Here is a 24,995-nt window from a genome sequence, read left to right on the forward strand (position 1 = left end):
AAAAATACACTTATTGAGGAAAAACTAAACCACAAAACAAAAAATAAAATGAAATTAATAGTTGACAGTGGATCTACCAAAGCCGATTGGATTGCAATTGATGATAATGGGAAGGTATTGTTCACAACACAAACACTGGGATTAAATCCTGAAATTCTTGACGGACCTGAAATTATAGATAGATTAAACGATCGTTTTGATATTTTACAAAATAAAAAAAATGCCACTCACTTATTCTTCTACGGCGCAGGATGCGGTACAGACAGAATGAAAAAATGGTTAAAACAGATCTTTCAGGAGTATTTTACTAACGCTATTGTAGACGTTCAGGAAGATACTTATGCAGCTGTTTATGCTACTACTCCAAAAGGAGAAGAGGCAATTGTATCGATCTTGGGAACAGGTTCTAACTGTAGTTATTTTGATGGAAAAGTACTTCATCAAAAAGTTCAGTCATTAGGATATATCGTAATGGATGACTGCAGCGGAAATGTTTTCGGAAAAGAATTAATCAGAAAATATTATTTTAATAAAATGCCTAAAGAATTGGCTTCTGAACTTGAAAAAGAGTATGATGTTGATCCTGATTTTATTAAAAACAAATTATACAAAGAGCCAAACCCTAATGCTTATTTAGCTACTTTCGCTAAGTTTTTGATCAAGCATAAAGACACGGATTTCTGCAGAAAAATCATTTTTAAAGGAATGAAATCTTTCGTTAAAAATTATATCAAACAATTTGATAACTGTAAAGAAGTTCCTGTGCATTTTGTTGGTTCTATTGCTTTTTACTTAAAAGACGAATTACAGGAAACTTTTGATAAATACGAATTGAAACTTGGAAATGTTTTAAGAAGACCTATCGATGGTTTAATTGCATACCATGTTGCTAATCAATAGTTCTGGATTTATGGAAATTGCGATCATTGCACACGACGGTAAAAAAGCAGATTTAATCGAGTTTTTGATTAAAAACGCTGCTGTACTGCATAATGAAAAAATCAGGCTTATCGGTACCGGAACAACCGGAGGTAAAGCAGAAGCTGCAGGATTTAAAACACAGCGAATGCTTTCAGGACCACTGGGTGGTGATGCTCAGATCGCGGGAAGAGTTGCTGAGGGAATAACGAATATGGTTTTCTTTTTTAAAGATCCCTTATCAAGTCATCCGCATGAAGCAGATATTAATATGTTAATTCGTGTATGCGATGTGCATAATGTGCCGCTGGCAACAAATGAAGCAACGGCACAATTATTATTAGATGCTATTGCACAGCAATTATAGAAATCTCAACATTAACATTTTTAGGCAGACATGCCACCTGAACCGTTTCACGTGCTGGAGCGGTTTTTTCGTTAAAATACGAACCGTAAACCGTGTTAATAGCGCCAAAATTATTCATGTCCATAATAAAGATAGTAGCTTTTACCACATTTTCAAAAGTCATATTGGCAGCTTCCAGAATTGCAGCAATGTTTTCCATTACCTGTGTAGTTTCATTATTGATCGTGTCTGTAACAAGTTCTCCGGAAACCGGATTAATGGCAATTTGCCCTGAAGCATAAAGTGTATTTCCTGATAAAACAGCCTGATTGTACGGCCCGATTGGAGCCGGAGCTTTTTCTGTAAAGATTATTTTTTTCATACTATTAAGGTTTTAAGTCGATAAATTATCGATTTGAAGTGCTTCGTTTGTTCCATTTGATGTCACTCAGCATTCCGGATTTAATTCCAATGAAAAAGTTCCAGTTAGAGTTTGTTCCAAGCGGTGTCCAGTTAAATGCCATTCGCCAGCTTAATAAATCTCTTTCAAAACGGAATTGTGTAAAAGTAACCCCTTTTTGAACAAAATCATATCCTGTAGAAACCCCGCCTTTCCATTTTGGCGTAATGTCCATATTGGCAGAAATCATGATAGAGTTTCCTGATATTTTATTTTCTCTTGCCGCGTTTGAATAGGTTAGAGAGTAGGCCATAGTCATATCCCACGGTAATTTTGAACTGAAGAATTCAGTAATGACATCCTTTTCGTCGTCTCTGTCATTGGCAAACTGACTGTTACGGCTGTCATTCAAATCTGTATTTGTACCAAACAAATCATCGTTTCGACCACCATTCCGCTGACTCTGTGTGTTTTTTTCCTTTCCGGACCCTTTATTGGTAAAGGAATAATTCATTGTAATATTCGCACTCGTCATTCTGAATAAACTTCCTCCGTTTTCAATGTTATACATATTCATAACATTTCCGGCATTATCAATCGCATAAGGGTTTAAAACAGCCCCGAAATTGACATTCATTTTGTTCTCAAAAAGCTGTGTTCCACCACTCACCACGATAGGCTGGAAAGCTAAAGTTTCTTTTCCGTTAGCATTAAAATTATAACTCGTGCTGAAATTTAAGTTGTTTAACAGCATGATCTTTTTAGGTTCTGTTTTTGTGCTGTCTCTGTCTCTTACTTTGGCTTCAAATGTGTTGCTTAATGAGAAACCAACAATATTTGAATTGTCTTTACCAGGCGCGCCGTATATACCATTTGCGAATCGGGAATACTGATCTGTAGAGATTCTTCCTGCAGCATCTACAGTATAATAATCGTAATATCTTTCGAAACTTGGTGTGTATGAATATGTAATACTTGGTCTCATGACGTGACGGATAGACTGGATTTTTTTGTCATCGCCAAAATTAAAAGTACCATAAATTGTAGTTCCTAAGTTGGTGCTGAAATTGTACGTTCTAAATGCGTCAAAACCATTTACTGTTTTATCGGCTACCTTGCCCTGTGCAGGATCATAATCACGGTCAATTGTCTTGGTAACCCAGGTTTCCTGGTAGTTGGTAGAGGCACCGGCACTAAAGTATTTAAAAATTTTAAAATTGGTGCTTATAGGAATAGAGTGCTGCATTCCTATCTGGGCATCTCTAAACATCTGCGGTTTAAAGAACAGTGAATCAGTAGTTTTGAAGCTGTTCTTACCTGTTACGTTGTATTGTAAGTTGATGTTTTTAATAAACCCTTTTTTGACACCGCTTTTGCCCACAAAAGGATAAATACGGTCAATACTACCCTGAAAGTTCGGTAAGGTCATGTTGATTTCTTCTGTCTGCGTATTTTGCTGATGCGTGGCAGATAGCGAAATACGTGATCCCGGAATAGTGTTAAAGGTTCTGTTATAAGAAATCGAAGAACTTAAAGTATTGTTCAGGTTCGAACCAATATTGGCCTGGTTAATCGAACGCTTAAAATACTTACTGGAACCCATGTTTACAGAAGCACTAAAAGTAGAATTTGGGTTTGATTTGGTGTCTTTTGAGTGCGACCACTGAATGTTATAAATATTTTGTTTCGAATAATCCGGATAACCTCTTTCACTGCTTATAAGGTTTTCAAAACGAATGTTCACGTTACCTCTGTATTTATACCGCTGTGCATACGAAGATTCAAAACGCATCGCGTAACTTCCGTTTGTATAATAATCTCCTAAAACCGTTAAATCATAATTATCAGCGAGTGCAAAATAATACCCTCCATTCTGTAAAGAGAAACCTCTTGTGTTAGAGTCATTGTAACTTGGTATAATAATACCGGATACACTTTTTTCCTGACTCATTGGAAAATAGGCAAAAGGCAGTGCTAATGGTGTTGGCACATCGGCAATTACCATATTGGTTAAACCTGTAATTACTTTTTTACCGGGTATAAATTTTACTTTATTAGTCTGAAAATAGTATTCGGGATTGTCGATATCCTGAGCAGTGGTAAAACGGGCACCTTTTAAGAAATAAACCGAGTCATTCTCTTTTTTGGTAACAGCTGCTTTAATTTTAAACTCACCTTGTTCTGTTCTCGAATTGAAAATTAAGGCTTTTTTAGTTTTGAAGTTAAAACGAATCGAATCCGGCTGCACCTCGCTCGCGCCTTGTTTAAAGTTTGGATATTGTGTGAGCACTCCCGAAGAATCTTTTATCCTTCCGGCATAGACTTCATCATTTTGGTAATCCAAAACAATGATACCGGATTTCAGCTCAACATCTTTATAATATAATTCACCTTCATTATATAAGGTAATTAGTTTTTTCTTCTGATCGATTTTTGCATAATCTTTGGCTTTATACTTTACCTTTCCGTCCAAAAAAGTCTTGGTTGGTCTTACTGTATCAAGCTTGATAGTGTCGTTTGGAATTATCTCAGGTTTATCTGTTTGTTTTCCAGCAGGTAAAGGTTTTTTTGTAGATTTTATCTCTTGCGAATATAAATTACCACATCCTATTGTTAGGAAAAATGATATTAAAACGATATTAAATAAGTTTGTATGCAAAGGTTTAAATACTATTTTTGTAAAATTATGGCTTGTTTTTTGACATGTCAAACTTACATATAATTTTTTGGCAAAAATAATCAATTGTAAAAATTATAACAGCTGCGTTTTATTAAAATTAACTTTTACATTTATGAATAAATTAAACAAAATTAAGGTAATCTTTACTTTTTTTCTAACTATATCCTCTCTTTTTGCTTACAGTCAGTCAAATGTTTTTAAAGTGACACTTGATGCCGGACACGGAGATCATGACTTTGGAGCAGTTTACAGCGGACGGATTGAAAAAAATATTGCTTTAGCTATTGTTTTAAAAGTTGGGAAAATTTTAGAGCTTAATCCTAATGTTAATGTAATATATACCCGAAAAACGGATGTTTTTATTGATTTGGTCGAAAGAGCGAATATTGCGAACAGAGCCAATTCAAATATTTTTGTTTCTATACACTGTAATGCCAATAAAAATACGGCTGCAGATGGAACCGAAACATACGTAATGGGTTTGAGTAAAGTGGCATCAAATCTTGAAGCGGCGAAAAAAGAGAACTCGGTAATTACATTAGAAAAGGATTATAAACGTAAATACGAAGGTTTTGATCCAAACTCACCAGAATCTATGATTGGTATGACCCTGATGCAGGAAGAATATCTGGATAATAGTATTTCACTGGCAAGTAAAATCGAAGATAATTTTGAAAGACTTGGAAAAAAACTAAGACAAGGCGGTGTAAAACAGGCACCTTTTATGGTTTTGCATAAAGCCTATATGCCTAGGGTTTTAGTAGAAACCGGTTTTATCTCGAACCCGACAGAAGGAAATATTCTTAATTCTGAAGAGGGGCAGGACGATATTGCAAAAGCCATTGCAGAAGCAATCTTAAGCTACAAAAGAGAGTATTTTGGTTCAGGAATTCCGGAAGTAATGGAAGCCAAACCGGTAAAAGATACATCGACACCAAAAAAAGTTACACCAGCTCCGGCAAAAAATACTCCAAAAGGAACCTTCTTTAAAGTACAGCTTATTGCCAGTATAAAAAATACACCATTAGAACCTAAAAACTTTAAAGGACTGAAAAATGTAACAATGGTTTTTGAAAACAATATGTATAAATATTTCTATCAGGAAACTCCGAATTACGAAACTGCTAAAAAGTATTTGGAAGAAGCTAAGGATAAGGGATATGGTGCTGCTTTTTTGGTAGCAACCAAAGATGGAGAAAAAATTAGTATTCAGGACGCGATTAAATAATTAAGCACAAGTTCGAATATTTATATTAATTTTGTACAAACACTTAGAATTTTGAAACTAACAAGAGAAATTAAAACGGCTGTATTAGTCATTGCATCGATTTTATTATTTATTTGGGGATACAGCTTTTTAAAAGGCAGAGATCTTTTTACAAATTATAAAACTTTATTGGTTGAATATGACAACGTTGAAGAACTTTCAGCATCAGCACCGGTAACTATAAATGGACTAGCGATTGGAAAAGTAAGTAAAATTTCAATCAACGAAAACACAGGAAAATTATTAGTAGAACTTCAGTTAAAAACGGATTTTCCAATATCTAAAACAAGTAAAGCAGCTTTGTATTCTCCAAGTCTAATTGGTGGAAAACAAATCAAAATTATTCCTAACCTTGAAGATAAAGATCCTGCAGAGGACGGCCAGATGCTTACTCCTGTTGTAGAATTAGGTCTTACAGAATCATTGGGAGGAAAGATTGAGCCAATTCAGCAAAAGCTTGACAAAATGCTTTTAAATATTGATGTTCTGGTTACAGGATTAAACAATACACTGGATAAAACAACTCAGGAAAACCTAAAGAAAACAATTGCTGAGCTAAGCCAGACTATGGCACAGTTTCATAGAGCTTCAGGAAGTTTAAACAATATCTTAGATACTAATAAAGGTCAGATTAATGGTGTTGTGACAAACCTAAACAAAATGTCAGGCAACTTTAACAGGATCTCGGATTCGCTTAACAAAGCAGATTTAGGAAAAACAGTTCGTAACCTGAACCAGGCTTTGGCAAAAGTAGATGGCCTGATGAACAACTTAAACTCAGGTAAAGGAACGGCAGGTAAATTATTAAATGATGATGCCTTGTATAATAATCTGGCGAAAACCTCAAAAGAACTGGAATTGTTGTTACAGGACGTGCGTCTGTATCCAACACGTTACGTAAACGTTTCTCTTTTTGGAAAGAAAAACAAACCTTATGTAGCACCAGCAGAAGACAAAAATTCAACTGATAAAAAATAATAATAAATGGGCTATTTAGATAATATTTTATTCGCCATACTTCTTATAGTGGGTTTCGGTTTTTTTGCGGCAAGCGTAAAAAAAATCATGCGAAACATAAACTTAGGGGTTGATATTGACCGAAAAGATAATCCTAAAGCTCGTTGGAAAAACATGGCGATGATTGCTCTTGGGCAGTCGAAGATGGTTAAACGTCCGGTATCCGGGATTCTGCATATTTTTGTATATGTAGGCTTTATAATTATTAATATCGAATTACTCGAAATTATTATTGACGGGTTGTTTGGAACACACAGGGTATTTGCACCGTATTTAGGTGTGGTTTACGATATTCTGATTGCATCATTTGAGATACTGGCAATTTTGGTTATCGTATCGGTTGCTATTTTCTGGATCAGAAGAAACATAATTCGGTTAAAACGTTTTATAAATTCAGATTTGAACGGATTTCCTAAAAGCGATGCCAATTACATTTTGTATTTCGAAACTGTTTTAATGATTTTGTTCTTGCTGATGAACGCAGCGGATCTTCATTTACAGAATGTTCCTGGAGGCGTTTTTCATAAAGCAGGAAGTTTTCCGGTAAGTCAGTTTATAGCACCAATCTTTAACGGAATGTCAAACGAATTGGTTGTAATTTTGTTTGAAGCATTTTGGTGGCTGCATATTGTTGGGATTCTGGTTTTTATGAACTATTTGTACTTCTCAAAACATTTGCATATTCTTTTAGCTTTCCCAAACACTTATTTTGCAAACCTGAAACCTCAGGGCGAATTTGATAATCTGGAGTCGGTTACAAAAGAAGTAAAGTTAATGATGGACCCAAATGCGGATCCTTTTGCTGCAGCTCCTGCTGATGAAAATGCACATCCGGCTAAATTTGGAGCAAGTGATGTTCAGGATTTAAACTGGGTACAGCTGTTAAATGCATATACTTGTACGGAATGTGGTCGTTGTACATCTGCATGTCCGGCAAATCAGACCGGAAAAAAATTGTCTCCTCGTAAAATTATGATGGACACAAGAGACCGTTTGACAGAAGTAGGAAAAAACATTGATGCCAATAAAGGAACTTTTGTTCCGGATAATAAAACATTACTCAATGATTATATCACGCCTGAGGAATTATGGGCTTGTACATCATGTAATGCCTGTGTAGAAGAATGTCCGGTAAATATTAGTCCGCTTTCTATTATCATGGATATGCGTCGCTTTTTGGTTATGGAGCAGAGCGCTGCACCAATGTCACTAAATGCCATGATGACCAATATAGAAAATAACGGAGCGCCATGGCAGTACAGCCAGCAGGACCGTTTAAACTGGAAAAACGAGAATTAAAAAGTTATTGTTTAATCGGTTAGCTGTTTAACCGTTTAATCGATTTTATAATTTCGGTTTTTATAGATTGCTTCAGATTCGTTTTAACGATAAAACAATCCATAGATAACCGATTTAACAAAATAAGAAGATGTCAGAAAGTTTAGTAGTGCCGACAATGGCAGAAATGCTGGCCGAAGGCAAACAACCAGAAGTTTTATTTTGGGTAGGTTGCGCAGGAAGTTTTGATGATAGAGCAAAGAAAATTACAAAGGCATTTGTGCGTATTTTAAATCGTACCAATGTTTCTTTTGCGGTATTAGGTACAGAAGAAAGCTGTACAGGTGATCCTGCAAAAAGAGCCGGAAACGAATTTTTGTTTCAAATGCAGGCCATGATGAACATAGAAGTTCTAAATGCCTATGAAGCTAAAAAAATCGTAACTGCTTGTCCGCATTGTTTTAATACTTTAAAAAATGAATACCCTCAGCTTGGAGGTGTTTATGAAGTGTACCACCATACCGAATTTTTAAAATCATTAATTGATGACGGAAGATTAATGGTAGAAGGCGGGCAGTTTAAAGGTAAAAAAATCACTTTTCATGATCCTTGTTACTTAGGAAGAGCCAACAAAGTATACGAAGCACCAAGAGATTTAATCGAAAAATTAGACGTTGAACTAGTAGAAATGAAACGTTCTAAAGCAAACGGTTTGTGCTGTGGAGCCGGAGGAGCGCAGATGTTTAAAGATGCAGAACCGGGTAACAAAGAAGTAAACGTACTGCGTACAGAAGATGCTTTGGAAGTACAGCCGGATATCATTGCAGCAGGCTGTCCGTTTTGCAACACCATGTTAACTGACGGAATTAAAAATAAAGAAAAAGAAGGTCAGGTTAAAGTGCTTGATATCGCAGAGTTAATCGCGAATGCACAGGATCTTTAAAGAAAGTTTCTGAGTTTATCTTAATTGCTTAGATACTAAGTTTTAACCTGAAACTTAGAACCTGAAACTTTTTCCATATAAATAATCTAAAATCTAAACTAAAAATGTATATACCTTTTGAAAATTTGCCTGGTGAATCCAGAGTCTGGATTTACCAATCGAACAGAAAATTTTCTGAGGAAGAGTTTTCTGAAATTGAAACCGATTTAAAAGCGTTTGTTGAAGAATGGGCAGCACACGGAACAAGTCTTGAAGCCTCTTTTTTACTAAAATACAATCGTTTTATAATCTTAGCGGTAAATCAGGAAGTGCAGGCAGCGACAGGCTGTTCGATCGATAGTTCTGTAGAATTTATTCAGGGACTGGAGAAAAAGTACAACGTTGATTTGCTTGATAAAATGAATGTTACCTTTAAACTGGGAGAACATATCGCCCATAAACCATTAATTGATTTCAAGAAAATGGTAAAAGACAAAGCTGTAACAGGAAATACAATTGTATTTAATAATCTGGTTACAAATATTGAAGAATTCAACGACGCTTGGGAAGTTCCTGCCGCAGACAGCTGGCACAGCAGATTTTTCTAAGAGTTTTTAAATACAAATTAAAAGGCGTGAAGTTTTATATTTCATGCCTTTTTTTGTTTTTATTAGGTTTTTAAATGTTAAATCAGTAGTATTGTTTTTCAAATTATAAACCATAATCGTGATCTAAAAGCACTGTATTTTATGAAAGAAGAAATCAAAATAATTGCCGGTATTTCGGCAAAATCATCTTTAAAATGGTTAAGCGTTATGCTGACCGGAAATTTGTTTACACTAATTTGTTTTTTTGTTATTCTTTTTCAGAATGTGCATTTTGCAGGCGGCGGACACGGAAATCTGTATGCTTTTATTACGGGCTTGTTTTTTAGTAATATCTGCGGCTTTATTTTATTTGCCGGAGCTCCTGTTTTTGGGGCTTTATATTTTGTACTGGCGAATAAAACTGCGGCTCAGTATATGCTGCATTTAACATGGAAAAACAAAGTGTTTTCAAGTTATATCGATTCTAAGGTGGTGTTTTTAGTTGATAAATTAACAAGCTCTAATAATTGGGCAGGTAAAGCATCTAATGCTGCGATGTTTAGACTGCAGCTTTTGGAAGCCAACAGAAATGATAAAGAAAATTCAAAAATTAAAAAGAGAATTATTGGATATGTCTTTAAAAAGATTAATCTGGATGATATTGATTTTAGTAACCCAGATTTAAAATTGTCTGAAATTGTTTCTATAAAACTGAATAATTTTATTTCTGATGCAGTGAAACCTTCTTCTTTGTTTTTTTGGCTGTTGTTTCTTCTTCAGTTAGGTTTGCTTATTGCTTCTCAGTTTTTAAATTAAGGTTTTTGTAAAAGAAAAAGATCTCATCTTAGCCCCGATAGAAGCGGCATCCTTTTATGATCCCGGCAGCTGTCGGGATCATAAAAGATACAGCGGATAGCGGGACGAGAGGTTATTTTGAAAACAAAAAGCCTGCTTCTTATTAAAATAAAACAATTATTTGATGAGAAAATCTAACTGCTTAATAATCATGATGAAGCTAAGATTTACAAAAATCTAACAATTCAAACCGTTGATTCAACGCTATTTTTGAGTATTTTCGTAGAATTAAATTTAATACATGAAAATAGCAATTGTTTGTTATCCTACTTTTGGAGGAAGCGGCGTTGTAGCCACTGAGTTAGGTCTCGAATTAGCCAGAAGAGGACACGAAATACACTTTATAACTTACAGTCAGCCTGTCAGACTGGCGCTTTTAAATCCTAATGTTCATTATCACGAAGTAAACGTCCCTGAATATCCTTTGTTTCATTATCAGCCTTACGAACTGGCTTTGTCAAGCAAACTGGTCGATATGGTGAAATTGTACAAAATCGAATTACTGCATGTGCATTATGCTATCCCTCACGCATACGCGGGGTATATGGCTAAGCAGATGCTGAAAAATGAAGGGATTAATCTGCCGATGATTACGACGCTTCACGGTACAGATATTACGCTTGTTGGAAATCATCCGTTTTATAAACCGGCGGTAACTTTTAGTATTAATAAATCTGATTATGTGACATCGGTGTCGCAGAGTTTGAAAGAGGATACTTTGAAGTTGTTCAAAATCAAAAATAAAATCAAGGTGATTCCAAATTTTATTGAACTGGACAGAGTTAAAAAAGATCCTGCAGCGCCTTGTCATCGATATGTAATGGCTAATGAAAATGAAAGGATCATAACACATATCAGTAATTTTAGAAAAGTAAAACGCATACCGGATATTATTAAGATTTTTTATAACATCCAGAAAGAAATGCCGGCTAAACTGATGATGGTAGGTGACGGACCTGAAAAAGAAAAAGCCGAAATTTTATGTCAGGAACTGGGTATTTTGGAGAAAGTAATTTTCTTTGGAAACAGTAATGAGATTGATAAGATCTTATGTATGACAGATTTATTCCTGCTTCCTTCTGAAACAGAAAGTTTTGGTCTGGCAGCTTTAGAAGCTATGGCTTGCGGCGTTCCGGTAATTTCAAGTAATTCCGGCGGTCTTCCTGAGGTTAATTTTGACGGTGTTTCTGGTTATTTAAGTAATGTTGGAAACGTCGAAGAAATGGCGAAGAATGCTGTTAAAATCCTGAAAGACGATAAAACGCTTAACGAGTTTAAGGCAAATGCCCTGGAAGTAGCGAAAAAATTTGATATTAAAAACATACTTCCTAAGTATGAAGCTTTGTATCAAAAAGCAATTGACGATTATAAAGATTAAAACAATAATTTAAAATTTAAACGTATGAAAAAGATAGTTTCAGCTTTAGTGGTTTTTGTTTTGATTTCCTGCGGTGCAAAGAAAACAGCAGGTTCTGCCGCATTATATGAGGTTTTAACAGAACAGTCAAGCGGCGGTGGTAATATTAAGTTTTTTGAGATACTGACCGAGCCAAATGAAATAAAAATGCTTCAGAATGATCCGCTTTTGGCCGATAAAATGAAAGACGCTGATATAAACAATTACAACTACGTAATATTGAATATGGGTGAGAAAAATACCAGCGGCTATTCTATAGGAGTTGAAAAAGTAGAGGAAACGGATAAAAATATTATTATCACAGTAAAAGAAAACAGCCCGTCTCCGGATACAATGGTAATGCAGATGATTTCGTATCCTTATACGGTTGTCAAAGTACATTCTAAGAAAGAAATTATCATTAAATAAGTTTTTAGATAAAAAAAACCTGTCGGTTTTAAACGACAGGTTTCTTCTTACAATTATTTTTTATCTTTATTTTAGAATCTGAACTTAACGCCTAAACCAACGTCAAATCCAAAGTTGTCATCATCATAATAACCTGAACCAATTTCCGGTCTGGCGTCTAATGATAATGTAATTGGCACCTCACTAAATCTGTATTCGATACCAACATCACCGGCAGCAAATACATAAGTTCCGCTGTCGCTGTATCTTAAGTTATTATAACGGTAATCGTAGTCCCAGGCAGCAACCCCTCCACCGACACCGGCGTACCAGTTAAAACCTCCGTCAATGTTCCAGACCCATTGGTAAAGAGCCACACCTTTTACGGCGTCAACATCACGGCTGTTTCTCCATCCTAAATCAAATTCTAGTCGGTTTTTTTGGTTTAATCCTAATTGGTAGGATACTTCACCTCCAAATCCGTTATTGTCTCCTAAACGTAATCCTAACGCGTGTTTTGAAATTTCTTGTGATTGAGCCGTAAATGCTAATCCTAAGAGCATAAGGGCAGATAATATTATCTTTTTCATAAAAATGGTTAATTAATTTTTTTCAAATGTATAATCGTTCTCGATCTAAGAACGTATAACATTTTTAGAAATTGTTATATAATTCACATTTTTATGAATTTCCGGGAATAAAGTGTTAAAAAAAGAACTTTGCAGAGGTCTCTAATTATGAGGTATTTGTTATTTTTTGAGTACAATATTAGTCAGTAACTGAGAGGTAAGAATATCTTCCATTTCAAAAAGATTTTCTTCTTCTGTAAAGTTGGTATGTTTGTAAGAGTATAATTTCCAGCGTTTTTTGTGATATTCCAGTGCTGTCAGGTTTTCTATCCAGTCACCTGAATTTAAATACAAAGTCGATCCGTGTTTGTTTTCCATAGTCACGATTTTTGGTTCGTGAATATGACCGCAGATAACATAATCGTAGTTTTTTTCGATAGCTAAATCGGTTGCAGTAGTTTCGAAGTCAGAGATGAATTTTACAGCCTTTTTAACGCTGGCTTTTATTTTTTTAGAAAACGAATAAGGTTCGCGTCCCAATTTGGCTAGACACCAGTTGGCAAAACGATTCATCAGGATAAGATAATCGTAACCTAAACCGCCCAGTTTGGCAATCCATTTTGAATGCTGTACTGATGCATCAAAAACATCTCCGTGAAAAATCCAGGCTTTTTTATCGTCTAAATCTAAAACTAATTTATCGACCAAAGAAAAATTTCCCATGCTCATGTCGCTGAATTTTCGAAGTATCTCATCATGATTTCCAGTAATATAGTACACTTTTGTACCCTTGGAAGCCATGCCGATTATACGCTGAATAACTCGTAAATGCGATTTCGGAAAATACGATTTTCTAAACTGCCACGCATCAATAATATCACCATTTAAGATTAAAGTTTTTGGCTTAATGCTTGAAAGATAGTTGTTTAGTTCTTTTGCGTGACTTCCGTAGGTTCCCAAATGGACATCTGAAATAATGACCATTTCGACATTTCTTTTTTTCAATTTTTCTTGTTTTGAAGTTTAGCAAATGAATGAAATCCTTGAAGAATTTATTTTATCAAAAGGTTATTAAAAACAGTTTAATTTTACCAAATTGTGATTTTTAATCTGTTTAATGTTTCGTTAATAATACCAATTTTAAATTTTTTAATTTAATTCATAAAACTTACATTTGCTCAAAACAAAAATACAATGGCAGGAAACAGCTACGGCACCCTATATAAAGTAACAACATTTGGAGAATCCCATGGTGAAGCTTTAGGCGGCATTATTGATGGATGCCCTCCAGGAATACAACTTGATTTTGAAGCAATTGAAGTAGATATGGCTAGAAGAAAGCCAGGCCAGTCAGCAATTGTTACCCAAAGAAAAGAACCGGACAGTGTTCAGTTTTTATCCGGAATATTTGAAGGAAAGACCACAGGAACCCCAATTGGTTTTATTATTCCGAATACCAATCAAAAATCAGATGATTACTCTCATATAAAAGATAATTACAGACCAAGCCATGCTGATTATGTATACGATCAGAAATATGGTTTTCGTGATTACCGCGGCGGCGGAAGAAGTTCTGCCCGTGAAACGGCAAGCAGGGTAGTAGCAGGTGCAATTGCAAAACAGATGCTTCCTGAAATTAAAATTAATGCTTACGTTTCTTCTGTTGGTCCTATTCATTTAGATACACCGTATCAGGAATTGGATTTTTCAAAAATTGAAAGCAATCCGGTTCGCTGTCCAGATGAAAAATCGGCAGCGATTATGGAAGAATACATCCGTGATATTCGCAAACAGGGTGATACCGTGGGTGGTGTAGTTACCTGTGTTATTCAGAATGTACCTGTTGGTTTAGGAGAACCTGTATTTGATAAACTTCACGCTGAATTAGGAAAAGCAATGCTGTCAATTAATGCGGTAAAAGGTTTTGAATACGGAAGCGGTTTCTCTGGTTCTGAAATGAAAGGAAGCGAACACAACGATTTATATAATCCTGACGGAACTACCAAGACAAATCTTTCGGGTGGTATTCAGGGCGGTATCAGCAACGGAATGGATATTTATTTTCGCGTAGCTTTTAAACCTGTGGCAACCATTATGCAGACTCAGGATTCTTTAGATAATCAGGGTAACATTACACCTATGACCGGAAAAGGGCGTCATGATCCGTGTGTAGTGCCTCGTGCTGTGCCTATTGTAGAAGCAATGGCAGCAATTGTTTTGGCCGATTTTTATCTGATCAACAAAACATATTAATAAAGTTAAGACAGTGAGGGTCTTAAGTTTTAATAATTAAAAAATAAATTAATGCAAGTTACAGAAACTAAAAAAAAATCATTTCTTACGGGATTAACAGGGCAGATTATTATTGCAATGGTTCTTGGAGCCATTTTGGGAATCATTCTGCATAATTCAATTTCTCCGGAAGCAGCGCAGTCATTTAGTACCAAAATAAAAATGCTGGCTACTGTTTTTATCCGTTTGGTGCAGATGATTATTTCTCCTTTAGTTTTCACAACGCTGGTAGTTGGGATTGCCAAATTGGGAGACATAAAAACGGTTGGAAGAATTGGAGGGAAAGCACTGGGATGGTTTTTTACAGCTTCTTTTATATCCTTATTAATTGGGTTGTTTTATGTAAACATTTTAGAACCTGGAGTAGGTTTGAAATTAAATCACGTTGATATGGGTGCTGCTACAGAAGTAACAGCAAAAACTCAGAATTTATCATTTGAGAATTTCGTAGAACATATTGTGCCAAAAAGTATTGTAGAGGCAATGGCGACAAACGAAATTTTACAGATTGTAATTTTTTCCATCTTTTTCGGATTGGCGGCCGCATCTTTAGGATCAACTGTAAAGCCGGTTATCGGAGCTTTGGATAAAATGTCGCATATCGTTTTAAAAATGGTAAACTATGTAATGAACTTTGCTCCAATTGGGGTTTTTGGTGCTATAGCAGCGGTATTTGCCGTTCGTGATGCCGAAGATCTGATTATTACCTACTTTAAATTTTTTGGTTCGTTTTTATTAGGAATCGGAACTTTATGGGTGGTTTTGATTGCAGTTGGTTTTATTTTCCTGAAAGGAAGAATGACTGATTTATTAAAACGAATTATTGGTCCTCTGGCTATTGCTTTTGGAACAACGAGCAGTGAAGCTGTATTTCCTAAACTAACAGAAGAATTAGAGAAATTTGGTGTAAGAGACAGAATCGTTTCTTTTATGCTTCCTCTTGGTTATTCATTCAATTTGGACGGAAGTATGATGTACATGACTTTTGCCAGTATTTTTATTGCACAATTTTACAATGTTCATTTGGATTTAGGGACGCAAATGGCGATGCTTTTGGTTTTAATGTTAACTAGTAAAGGTATTGCAGGTGTACCGAGAGCAAGTTTAGTTGTCGTGGCAGCCACTTGCGGTATGTTTGATATTCCGGTAGAAGGTATTGCATTAATTCTGCCAATTGATCATTTCTGCGATATGTTTAGAAGTGCTACAAACGTTTTAGGAAATGCTCTGGCAACTTCGGTTGTAGGACAGTGGGAGAATAATACAGAAGATACTTTGGATGTAAAGAGTGTGGATTAAATTTAATCGCTCTCTATGAGATAAAGAAAAACCGTAACAGATTATATTTGTTACGGTTTTTTATTTTTTAGCGACTGATTATTTAGCTGCTACTTTTCCTTTTCTTGAATCGTCATCATCCGGAGCTGGTGCATCACCGCCAGTGATTGCTTTTTGTTGTGTTTTGGTCAATTTTTCTGTTTCTGCAAATTTTGAAAAGTTTTCTAACATAGTTTTGGTTTTTTGGCTGCTCCAATCTCTCAAACACTTGAAGCTTGTGTTTTTAATAATGTTAAAAATAGTAATATTTTTTAATTATTATCATAAAATTTTAAATATTTAATATGTATTGCTTCTTGCTGGCTCATTGTGTTTGTGATGTTTTGGCTGGCTGGCTATTCGGGTTTAAGACTTTAGGATAAAAATCAAATTAAAACGAACTGTAGAATCTTCATCTTATTAGGGAAAATACTGTTATTTTGTATTGATATAAATAAGTATATTTGAAAAAGATATACCCAAATTATGCTTCAGTATAAATTTTGTTTTTTAGTTTTTGTTTGTCTTCATCTATTTTGTCCTGATTTATCGGCTCAAAACTCCGCAGTAACTATTGAAACAGTAAAAAACTTAACGCAGCAGTCATGTGATTATTTAGACGAAACTAATTACGAGAAATCATTAAAGAAATCCGGACTTGCGCTTAAATATGCATTTGATCTAAAAAACGACACTTTAATTGCCAGAAACTACAATATAATCGGGATCAACTTTCATGATCTTGGCGAACTCGATAAGGCGGTTTTCTTTTATAAAAAAGCATTGTTCTATGCTGAAAAATCTAATATTGTAAGCCTGAAAACAATGATTACCAGTAACCTGGGGAATTTGTATTTCTTTGAAAAAAAGATGTACAGCGAAGGAATTACCTATTACAAACAATCATTAAAATTTGGGCAGCAGCAGAAATATCAAAAAGAAATAGCAATAACAAATCTTAATCTAGTCTGGTCATACTTTAAGATTGGGAATTTTAAAGAAGGGCTTCCTTATTTGCAGTACATCAATGAGCATCAAAACGATTTAAAGGGAAAGTCAGACGATATTGCCCTGAATTTTTTAAACGGAATGTACTGGTCGCACCAAAATGAGAATAGAAAAGCAGATCAGTATTTTTTAAAAGCGCTTTCGCAAAATAAATCTGTAGATGACAAACAGGATTTGTCGTATGCCTATTTAGAATATTCAAAGTTTTTAGACAAAATAGGAAAGCATGAGCAGGCTTATGATAATCTGGTTTTGTATAACAAAATTACGGATGAACTTTTTAACAAAAGTAAGCTAAAAAAAGCATCTAAAGCCGGTATAAGCTTAGAACTGGCTGAATACAAAAGGCATATTGAGAAAATTGAAAACGAAAAAACGTCGCAGACCCAAAGCCTTAAAAAATCACGAATCATTGTAATCTTGTTTATTTTGATTTCGTTTATACTGCTTTTCCTTATCGTTACGTTAATAAAGAATATCGGACTTAAAAAGAAACATAATTTAGAACTTCTCGAAGCAAAAGAAATAGCGGAGGAAGCTTCTACGTTAAAAACACAGTTTATTTCGACTATAAGTCATGAATTACGCACGCCTTTGTATGGTGTTGTGGGGATAACCAATATGCTTTTGGAAGAACATAAAGAGCTTTCGCAGAGTCAGCATCTGAGTGCTTTAAAGTTCTCTGCCAGATATTTGTTATCGCTGGTAAATGATATTTTACAAATTAATAAAATTGAAGAAAATAAAGTTGTGCTCGAAAGTCTTACATTCAACATTTCGGATGAGATTACGGTGATACGAAATTCACTTTCGTTTCTGGCGCAAAAAAATAATAATAAAATCAATGTAGATATCGATGAGGCTATTCCCGAATATCTTATTGGTGATAAATTACGTCTGGGGCAGATTTTAATGAATTTGGTAAGCAATGCATTAAAGTTTACAAAAGACGGTGAAGTAGAAATAATTGTTAAATTAAATAAAATAGAAGGGAGTTTTCATTATCTCGATTTTTTAATAAAAGACAACGGTGTTGGAATTGCAGCTGTTGATCAAAATAAGATTTTCGAAAAATTTGTTCAGGTTGGACGAAAAGATGAAGACTATCAGGGAACCGGATTAGGATTAAGTATTGTAAAACGTTTATTAGGGCTTTTTGGCAGCTCTATTACTTTAGAAAGTGATTTGGGAGCCGGAACGTCTTTTTCGTTTGTTATTCCTTTTGAGCACGATCCTCTTAAAACTAGAAAAATTATTGAAAATATTGAAGTGGATTTGACCTCAAATGACATATATAAAATTTTGATTGTAGAAGATAATCTGATCAATCAGCTGGTTACAAAAAAGATCATCGAAAAAAACAATTTTATATGTAAAGTGGTTGATGATGGTTTTGCAGCGCTTAAAATATTAGAAAAAGAAGAATTTGACCTTATTCTAATGGATATCAACATGCCTTTAATGAACGGTTTTGAAACCACAAAAAGAATTAGGCTTCTTGAAATTAAAACACCGGTTGTGGCTCTCACTGCTTTTGATAAGGATGAAATAACACATGAAGCAGTTTCTGCCGGAATGAACGATATTATCGTAAAGCCTTTTGAGCCGGTAAAACTCTTTAAAATACTGAATTATTTAATTACAGAATCAAAAAGTGCAAAAAACGCCGGTTAATACCAGCGTTTTTTATTTTTCTTAGAAGTGCTTGATTTTCGTGATTTGTGAGCACCGCCGCTTCTGTTTGAATTTTTTGGTTTTTCGCCCGGTTCAGGACTTCCTGCATGCCATTGATATGGATGATCTGTGATGGTTTTTACATCTACTTTAATCAGTTTCTGAATATCTTTCCAGTAAGGATGTTCGTCTTTTCCGCAGAAAGAAATAGCAATACCGCCGTTTCCTGCACGCCCTGTACGGCCAATTCGGTGAACATAGGTTTCCGGAATGTTAGGCAGATCAAAATTGATTACATACGGCAGCTGTTCAATATCAATTCCTCTTGCCGCAATATCTGTTGCCACCAAAACACCAACTTCTTTATTTTTGAATGCATCCAGAACACGTTGTCTTGCATTTTGAGACTTATCGCCATGAATAGCTTCTGCAGGAATGTCTTTTTTACGAAGCGCCTTTACCACATTATCTGCACCGTGTTTGGTTCTGGAGAAAACCAAAACGTTTGATAAATTTTCTTCTTTTATTAAATGATAAAGCAGGTTTCTTTTTTCGGTTTTATCTACAAAATAAATGCGCTGTTCTACATTTTCAGCAGTTGATGAAACAGGAGAAACTTCGACTTTTTCAGGATCCTGTAAAAACATTTCGGCCAGTTCGCGGATAGCAAGAGGCATTGTGGCAGAGAATAATAAAGTCTGTCTGTTTTTTGGTGTAAGCTTTACGATCTTTTTTACATCGTTAATAAAACCCATGTCGAGCATTTGATCGGCTTCGTCCAAAACCAAAGTATGCAGATGATTTAAATCAAGGAAACCTTGTTTGTGTAAATCTAATAACCTGCCCGGAGTGGCAACCAAAATATCAACACCATTTTTTAGCGACTCAACCTGAGGGTTTTGTGAAACACCTCCAAAAATGGTCAATTGAGTTAAATTGGTATATTTAGAATACGTGTCAAAACTTTGTCCAATCTGAACAGCTAACTCACGCGTAGGCGTAACTATAAGAGCGCGAATTTGTTTGGCCTTTTTTGAAGAACCTACAATGCGGTGCAGCTGATGTATGATTGGAATAGCAAACGCAGCAGTTTTTCCTGTCCCTGTCTGCGCACAGCCAACTAAATCCCTTCCGGCCAAAACAATCGGAATAGATTTTTCCTGTATTGGAGTAGGGTTTGTGTAACCCTCCTCAAATACAGCTTTTTGTATACTTTTTGAAAGTGATAAATCTTCGAATAACATATCTTACGAATTAAGATTTTTAGTTTTAAGTACTAAAATCTGTGCAAAGATAGGCTTATTCGGTCAATGGTTTATTTGAATCTTGTATTATTTGGGAAATATGAGGTTTTAAGCCAATTGATCTTCAGTGTAATTTTTCCTTTTCGTTATTCGCTTTTATAAAATCAGTAATCAGATATCCGATTAATTTTCCAATCAGATTGTTATTTGGTGAATCGGCTAAATCAGGCGCGCCTTCACAGATATGAAGATAAGCCGCGTTTCTGTGCTGTCCGAAAAACGATATAAACTGCCTTAATTCTTCTACCGAAAACCCGCTGATGGTCATTGCACTGCTGGCAATGTTTGGAATAGCATCCAGATCGATTTCAATTCCAAAAGGATCTGTTTTTATAAATTCGAGAGCAAGAGCCATTTCTCTGCCAAACTCTTTTTCTTTGCGGATATTTACACTGTCATAGGTATTGTAACGAACACGATCTTCGAGTTTTTTTATAATATCCAGAACACTTTTTGAAGTGTAGTTTTCATGAAGTCCGAAAATAAAGTATTTTTTTAGAAATCCTTCTTCATATGCGTACGAAAAACCATTACCGCTGTGGCGTCCTTCCAGAATTCTGAAATCAGAATGGGCATCAAAGTTGACGGCATTAATAGGTTTTCCTTTGGCTAAAGCCGAACCTTTGATGTTTCCGTAAGCATTGTTATGGCCGCCTCCAATGATAATTGGTGTTTTTCCGGCTTTAATAACGTTAAATATGATATGTGAAACTTCCTTGTCGATTTTTTCGACCAGCTGGCTTAGTTTTGAACGGTCATCAATGTCATTGAAATCTAAGTTTTCGACATCGCGCATTTCCTGAGCAACATTTAACTGCCCAAGTATAATTATCTGGCTGCCTTTGGCGAAGCGGTTGTGCTGAATGTTGGCAATACTCTTAATAGCATTTTCCCAGGCCGAAGCTGTTCCCGGTCTTCCGTAATTGGCTCTCACTCCAATATCTTCCGGAATTCCTAAAAGTACATACTTAGCCTCCGATTCTTGTAAAAATTTGATTTTATCAACCCCGTTAGGTATGATGATCATTTTTTCTCCGAATTTTATTTCACCGCTACGATGATTTGTGACTTTTGCCAAATCATTGACAGTAAAAGGGATCAATTTCTCCATGAAAAAAATTTATTTTCCAAAAATAATATAATTGTTACAACTTACGTTATTAACATATATTAATTCTTAAATTTGTTTTAAAGAAAATTATTTAAATATGGAAAACCCAAAGAACAACAACAATTCTAGTCTAAAAGCGGTAATCGCAGTTTTAGCAGTCCTACTGATTGGTAGCTTAGTGTATATTTTTAAACTTTCTTCTGATAGTGACGTAGTTCAGACAGAACTTACCACTACAATGACAGAAAAAGAGTCTGTTATGAAAGATTTACAGGAATTAAAAGCTACTTATGATGCAGCAATTGCTGAAAACACTTCAATGTCTGATGAATTAATCCAGGAGAGAGATAAAGTAGTCGCTTTAATGGAGGATTTAAATAAATCAAAAGGAGACGTTTCTAAATACAAAGCTCAGGTTCAGGCAATGCAGGGCAAAATGAAAACTTTAGTTGCTGAAAATGACGAATTGAAAAAACAAAACGGAGTTTTAACTACACAAAGAGACAGTACTATTGTAGTATTAGGAGAATCTAAAAAATACAATGAAGTACTTGTAGGTCAAAACGAAGAGCTTGCAAAAACAGTTGAAAGAGGTTCTAAATTATCAATTTTGAACACTAAAACTTCTGCTTATAAATTAAAAAGCTCTGGAAAACAAATCGAAACAGATAAAGCAAGCCGTGCTGATATCTTAAAAGTAAGTTTTACTATTGCTGAAAATCAAATCGCAAAATCTGGCGATAAAACGTATTATGTTCAGGTTATCGATGCTAAAAACAATGTTTTAGGAGAGAAAAAAACAGAGAACTTCGGTGAAAACTCTTTAACATACAGTTTTAAAACTACTGTAAAATACGAAAACAAAACAGTACAGGTTAGTGAAGATTTACCTGGAAAAGATTTCGCTAAAGGAACTTATTTTATCAATGTTTTTGATAATGATGAATTAGTTTCTAAAACAAGCTTCAGCTTGAGATAATAACAGAATCTCGCAAAATAAATACCACATAAAAAAGGTCTGTGAAAGAAATTCACAGACCTTTTTTCTTTTAACTTACGTTTATAAAATTTATATCGTTTTGCCTTCAATAAAAACCTTTTCGATTAAATTACTGCCAAAAGCATATGGGATTTGATAATAAGAAGAAATAGGTTTAGTAAGGATTAAATTCGCTTTTTTGCCTTTTGTAATACTGCCATGCGTTTCTGAAAGCCCCATCGCGTAAGCGCCATTTATTGTTGCGGCGTTTATGGCTTCTTCGGGAGTCATTTTCATTTTGATACAGGCTGTGGCTACAACAAAATTCATATTTCCGGATGGTGTAGAACCGGGGTTAAAATCAGTAGCCAATGCTAATGGTAATCCTGCTTGTATCATATCGCGTGCCGGTGTATAAGGAATACTTAGGAAATAGGAGCATGAAGGGAGGGCAACCGGCATTGTTTCGGTTCCTTTTAAATCTTCAATATCCTCTGGATTCATTACTTCGAGATGGTCTACAGAAAGTGCGTTGTATTTAACTCCTGCCTGAATACCTCCAATAGAATTAAACTGATTGACGTGGATTTTTGGTTTTAAACCAAATTCAATTCCTGTCTGCATAATTTTCTCGGTTTCTTCAACAGAAAAATAACCGCTTTCGCAGAAGACATCTATATAATCTGCAAGTTTGTTCTTGGCAATTTCTGGAATCATTTTGCTGATGATTTCATCGATATAAGCCGGTTTGTTTTCTTTATAATGTGCAGGGAAAGCATGTGCACCCAAAAAAGTAGCTTTAATGGAAACCGGATAATTTTCGGCCAGTTTTTTAATTACACGAAGCATTTTTAATTCGCCTTCAATAGTGAGTCCATAACCCGATTTTATTTCGACAGCTCCCGTTCCTAAATGCATCACTTCTTCCAGACGAAGCCGGGACTGTTCGTAAATCTCCTCTTCTGATGTTTCGTTCAGTTTTTTAGCCGAATTTAAAATCCCGCCGCCGCGATTGGCAATTTCTTCGTATGTAAAACCGTTTATTCTGTCAACAAATTCCTGTTCGCGGTTTCCTGCATATACGATGTGCGTATGACTATCGCACCAGGCCGGTAAAACAACACGTCCTGAAGCATCAATAATAGTATCAGCTTTGATTTCAGGAAGATTTTCCATAGAACCAAAATCTTCAATTAAATTGTCTTTTATAACTAAAAAAGCATTTTTAATTGTGGGAAGTTCAGCCATTTCAGAACCCGAAACTTTAGCAATAGAAGTTTCCCGAACCTGTAATAACTCTTGTATGTTTGTAATTAAAGTGATCATTAGTGCGTATTGTTATAAAACACAAATTTCACAAATTATCACTAAATAAGTAGTGTAATCTGTGAAATTTGTGTTTTGAATTTTTATCTATGAATTATTCTGAAACTGTTATTTCAAACATTTTGTCCCAATATTTACCTGTTACAAAAATAGTTTTAGTAGCAGGATTGTAAGCTATACCATTTAAAACTTCAGCATTTTTAGCTTTAAGCGTTTTACGTAAATCCGAAAGATTCAGTATTTTCTCAACAGCTCCTGATTTTGGATCTACTACAGCAATTGCATCTTTCTGCCAGACATTTGCATAGAATTTTCCGTCGATTAACTCTAATTCATTAATGGCCTTAATTTTTGAAGTTCCGGAATATACGTTAATATAGTCAATTAATTTTTGCGTTGCCGGGTCCATTTTCCAGATTTTCTCTGTTCCGTCAGAATGGTAGATATATTTATCATCATGTGTCATTCCCCATCCTTCAATATCTTTATCGTATTTAAATGTTTTTTCCAGCTTAAAGGTATTAGCATCATAGATAAATCCTGTTTTTTCCTGCCATGACAATTGGTATATTTTACCGCCGAAAAAAGTAATTCCTTCTCCAAAGTATTCTTTAGGAAGATCCACTTGTTTAATAACTTTTCCGGTTTTATAATCCACTTCTCTAAAATAAGAGTCTTCTTTTTGTCCGGTGCTTTCAAAAAGTCTTCCGTCATGAAATTCTAAACCTTCGGTAAAAGCTGTAGTGTCATGAACAAAAGTATTTACAATTTTATATTTTAAAAGTTTAGGTTCTATATTCGAAACCACTTCGATTCTTTTTGTTGCATCAGATGAATTACTGCCAAAATAAGCCGTCGCTTTTAGGTACTGATATCCTAATTTTTGATCTTTTAATTCAAACTTAAATTTTTCAGATCCTTTCGTGCTTCCCACTTTTTTGTCGTTAACAAAGTAGGCAATGCTGTCGATTTCTTTCGAATTTGGATTCAAAATTCCGATTGAAACTGCTTCTTGTGTAAGAAAATGTGCCGGAAAAGCTGAATCGTCAATGGTAAATAAAGAATTTTCACCTTTATTTTTTTCTCCACATCCAATTAATGTGGTTCCTAATAAAATGACAGCTAGGAAGTTATATTTTTTCATAGTTTAAAATTTGAATAAGCCAATATACGATGTTATTTTTATAGCAGCAAAGGTCTTGCAAAAATATAAAAAGGTTGTATATTTGCACCGGCAAGTCCTACACGACCAGCTCCTGCAGACTCCCCCAGGATGGGAACATAGCAAGGGTACGTGGTTGAGCGGTGCGATGTAGGTCGCTTGCCATTTTTTTTATTTTA

The 24,995-nt window shown here is 35.0% G+C and carries 23 protein-coding genes and 1 other RNA gene; 15 read left to right on the plus strand and 9 right to left on the minus strand.

Annotated features, from left to right (window positions below):
- Positions 1-48: 48 nt before the first annotated feature.
- Both OZP11_RS22410 and OZP11_RS22415 read left to right on the plus strand, forming a co-directional pair.
- Positions 49-900, plus strand: coding sequence for an N-acetylglucosamine kinase (locus OZP11_RS22410; protein WP_281232710.1), 852 nt, complete (start codon positions 49-51; stop codon positions 898-900).
- 10 nt (positions 901-910) lie between these two features.
- A complete protein-coding gene (locus OZP11_RS22415; protein WP_281235557.1) occupies positions 911-1,285 on the plus strand; it encodes a methylglyoxal synthase in 375 nt (124 codons plus the stop codon).
- On the opposite strand, the gene OZP11_RS22420 is transcribed toward OZP11_RS22415, so the two are convergent.
- Both OZP11_RS22420 and OZP11_RS22425 read right to left on the minus strand, forming a co-directional pair.
- Positions 1,266-1,646: a Rid family detoxifying hydrolase gene (locus OZP11_RS22420; protein ID WP_281232711.1), complete on the minus strand. Its 381-nt coding sequence runs from the start codon at positions 1,644-1,646 to the stop codon at positions 1,266-1,268. The two genes, OZP11_RS22415 and OZP11_RS22420, sit on opposite strands and share 20 nt — an antisense overlap.
- Positions 1,647-1,671: 25 nt before the next feature.
- Positions 1,672-4,374, minus strand: coding sequence for a putative LPS assembly protein LptD (locus OZP11_RS22425; RefSeq protein WP_432419647.1), 2,703 nt, complete (start codon positions 4,372-4,374; stop codon positions 1,672-1,674).
- A gap of 82 nt (positions 4,375-4,456) precedes the next feature.
- On the opposite strand from OZP11_RS22425, the gene OZP11_RS22430 reads away from it, so the two are divergent.
- From OZP11_RS22430 to OZP11_RS22465, 8 genes are all read left to right on the plus strand, one after another.
- Positions 4,457-5,572 (plus strand): N-acetylmuramoyl-L-alanine amidase family protein, encoded by a 1,116-nt coding sequence (locus OZP11_RS22430; RefSeq protein ID WP_281232713.1) that lies wholly within the window; start codon positions 4,457-4,459, stop codon positions 5,570-5,572.
- A gap of 51 nt (positions 5,573-5,623) precedes the next feature.
- Entirely contained in the window at positions 5,624-6,589 is a 966-nt protein-coding gene (locus OZP11_RS22435; RefSeq protein WP_281232714.1) for an MlaD family protein, read from the plus strand.
- A 6-nt stretch (positions 6,590-6,595) separates the two neighbouring features.
- Positions 6,596-7,927, plus strand: a complete 1,332-nt coding sequence (locus OZP11_RS22440; protein ID WP_281232715.1) for a 4Fe-4S dicluster domain-containing protein — start codon at positions 6,596-6,598, stop codon at positions 7,925-7,927.
- 130 nt (positions 7,928-8,057) lie between these two features.
- Positions 8,058-8,849, plus strand: coding sequence for a (Fe-S)-binding protein (locus OZP11_RS22445; RefSeq protein WP_281232716.1), 792 nt, complete (start codon positions 8,058-8,060; stop codon positions 8,847-8,849).
- A 104-nt stretch (positions 8,850-8,953) separates the two neighbouring features.
- On the plus strand, positions 8,954-9,436 hold the full coding sequence (locus OZP11_RS22450) for an ABC transporter ATPase (protein WP_281232717.1): 483 nt from the start codon (positions 8,954-8,956) through the stop codon (positions 9,434-9,436).
- A gap of 141 nt (positions 9,437-9,577) precedes the next feature.
- Complete coding sequence (locus OZP11_RS22455; RefSeq protein WP_281232718.1) at positions 9,578-10,231, plus strand: hypothetical protein; 654 nt, start codon at positions 9,578-9,580, stop codon at positions 10,229-10,231.
- 280 nt (positions 10,232-10,511) lie between these two features.
- The gene (bshA, locus tag OZP11_RS22460; RefSeq protein ID WP_281232719.1) at positions 10,512-11,648 is read left to right on the plus strand and encodes an N-acetyl-alpha-D-glucosaminyl L-malate synthase BshA; all 1,137 of its coding nucleotides are present in this window, start codon (positions 10,512-10,514) and stop codon (positions 11,646-11,648) included.
- A gap of 24 nt (positions 11,649-11,672) precedes the next feature.
- Entirely contained in the window at positions 11,673-12,095 is a 423-nt protein-coding gene (locus tag OZP11_RS22465) for a protease complex subunit PrcB family protein (protein WP_281232720.1), read from the plus strand.
- Between the two features lie 71 nt (positions 12,096-12,166).
- Here OZP11_RS22465 and OZP11_RS22470 read toward each other — a convergent pair whose 3' ends face one another.
- Together OZP11_RS22470 and OZP11_RS22475 are read right to left on the minus strand one after the other, a co-directional pair.
- Positions 12,167-12,664, minus strand: coding sequence for a hypothetical protein (locus OZP11_RS22470; RefSeq protein ID WP_281232721.1), 498 nt, complete (start codon positions 12,662-12,664; stop codon positions 12,167-12,169).
- A 159-nt stretch (positions 12,665-12,823) separates the two neighbouring features.
- Entirely contained in the window at positions 12,824-13,648 is an 825-nt protein-coding gene (locus OZP11_RS22475) for a UDP-2,3-diacylglucosamine diphosphatase (protein WP_281232722.1), read from the minus strand.
- Positions 13,649-13,837: 189 nt separating this feature from the next.
- On the opposite strand from OZP11_RS22475, the gene aroC reads away from it, so the two are divergent.
- The gene (gene aroC, locus OZP11_RS22480) at positions 13,838-14,896 is read left to right on the plus strand and encodes a chorismate synthase (RefSeq protein ID WP_281232723.1); all 1,059 of its coding nucleotides are present in this window, start codon (positions 13,838-13,840) and stop codon (positions 14,894-14,896) included.
- 51 nt (positions 14,897-14,947) lie between these two features.
- Entirely contained in the window at positions 14,948-16,234 is a 1,287-nt protein-coding gene (locus OZP11_RS22485) for a dicarboxylate/amino acid:cation symporter (protein ID WP_281232724.1), read from the plus strand.
- A gap of 78 nt (positions 16,235-16,312) precedes the next feature.
- Here the strand turns inward: OZP11_RS22485 and OZP11_RS22490 are convergent, their stop codons facing one another.
- On the minus strand, positions 16,313-16,444 hold the full coding sequence (locus OZP11_RS22490) for a hypothetical protein (protein WP_281232725.1): 132 nt from the start codon (positions 16,442-16,444) through the stop codon (positions 16,313-16,315).
- Between the two features lie 294 nt (positions 16,445-16,738).
- Here OZP11_RS22490 and OZP11_RS22495 point away from each other — a divergent pair, with 294 nt between their 5' ends.
- A complete protein-coding gene (locus OZP11_RS22495; protein WP_281232726.1) occupies positions 16,739-18,934 on the plus strand; it encodes a response regulator in 2,196 nt (731 codons plus the stop codon).
- Here OZP11_RS22495 and OZP11_RS22500 read toward each other — a convergent pair.
- A complete protein-coding gene (locus OZP11_RS22500; protein ID WP_281232727.1) occupies positions 18,931-20,178 on the minus strand; it encodes a DEAD/DEAH box helicase in 1,248 nt (415 codons plus the stop codon). The genes OZP11_RS22495 and OZP11_RS22500 overlap by 4 nt on opposite strands.
- Positions 20,179-20,302: 124 nt before the next feature.
- Positions 20,303-21,349, minus strand: a complete 1,047-nt coding sequence (locus OZP11_RS22505) for a formimidoylglutamase (RefSeq protein WP_281232728.1) — start codon at positions 21,347-21,349, stop codon at positions 20,303-20,305.
- Positions 21,350-21,446: 97 nt separating this feature from the next.
- Between OZP11_RS22505 and OZP11_RS22510 the strand changes: the two genes are divergently transcribed.
- Complete coding sequence (locus tag OZP11_RS22510) at positions 21,447-22,328, plus strand: DUF8428 domain-containing protein (RefSeq protein ID WP_281232729.1); 882 nt, start codon at positions 21,447-21,449, stop codon at positions 22,326-22,328.
- A 90-nt stretch (positions 22,329-22,418) separates the two neighbouring features.
- Here the strand turns inward: OZP11_RS22510 and hutI are convergent, their stop codons facing one another.
- Both hutI and OZP11_RS22520 read right to left on the minus strand, forming a co-directional pair.
- Positions 22,419-23,654, minus strand: a complete 1,236-nt coding sequence (hutI, locus tag OZP11_RS22515) for an imidazolonepropionase (RefSeq protein ID WP_281232730.1) — start codon at positions 23,652-23,654, stop codon at positions 22,419-22,421.
- A 94-nt stretch (positions 23,655-23,748) separates the two neighbouring features.
- Complete coding sequence (locus OZP11_RS22520; RefSeq protein ID WP_281232731.1) at positions 23,749-24,798, minus strand: glutaminyl-peptide cyclotransferase; 1,050 nt, start codon at positions 24,796-24,798, stop codon at positions 23,749-23,751.
- An 88-nt stretch (positions 24,799-24,886) separates the two neighbouring features.
- Between OZP11_RS22520 and ffs the strand changes: the two genes are divergently transcribed.
- Positions 24,887-24,984: signal recognition particle sRNA small type (ffs, locus tag OZP11_RS22525), an RNA gene on the plus strand.
- Positions 24,985-24,995 lie beyond the last annotated feature (11 nt).

The organism is Flavobacterium gelatinilyticum, assembly GCF_027111295.1.
GTDB classification, from domain to species: domain Bacteria; phylum Bacteroidota; class Bacteroidia; order Flavobacteriales; family Flavobacteriaceae; genus Flavobacterium; species Flavobacterium gelatinilyticum.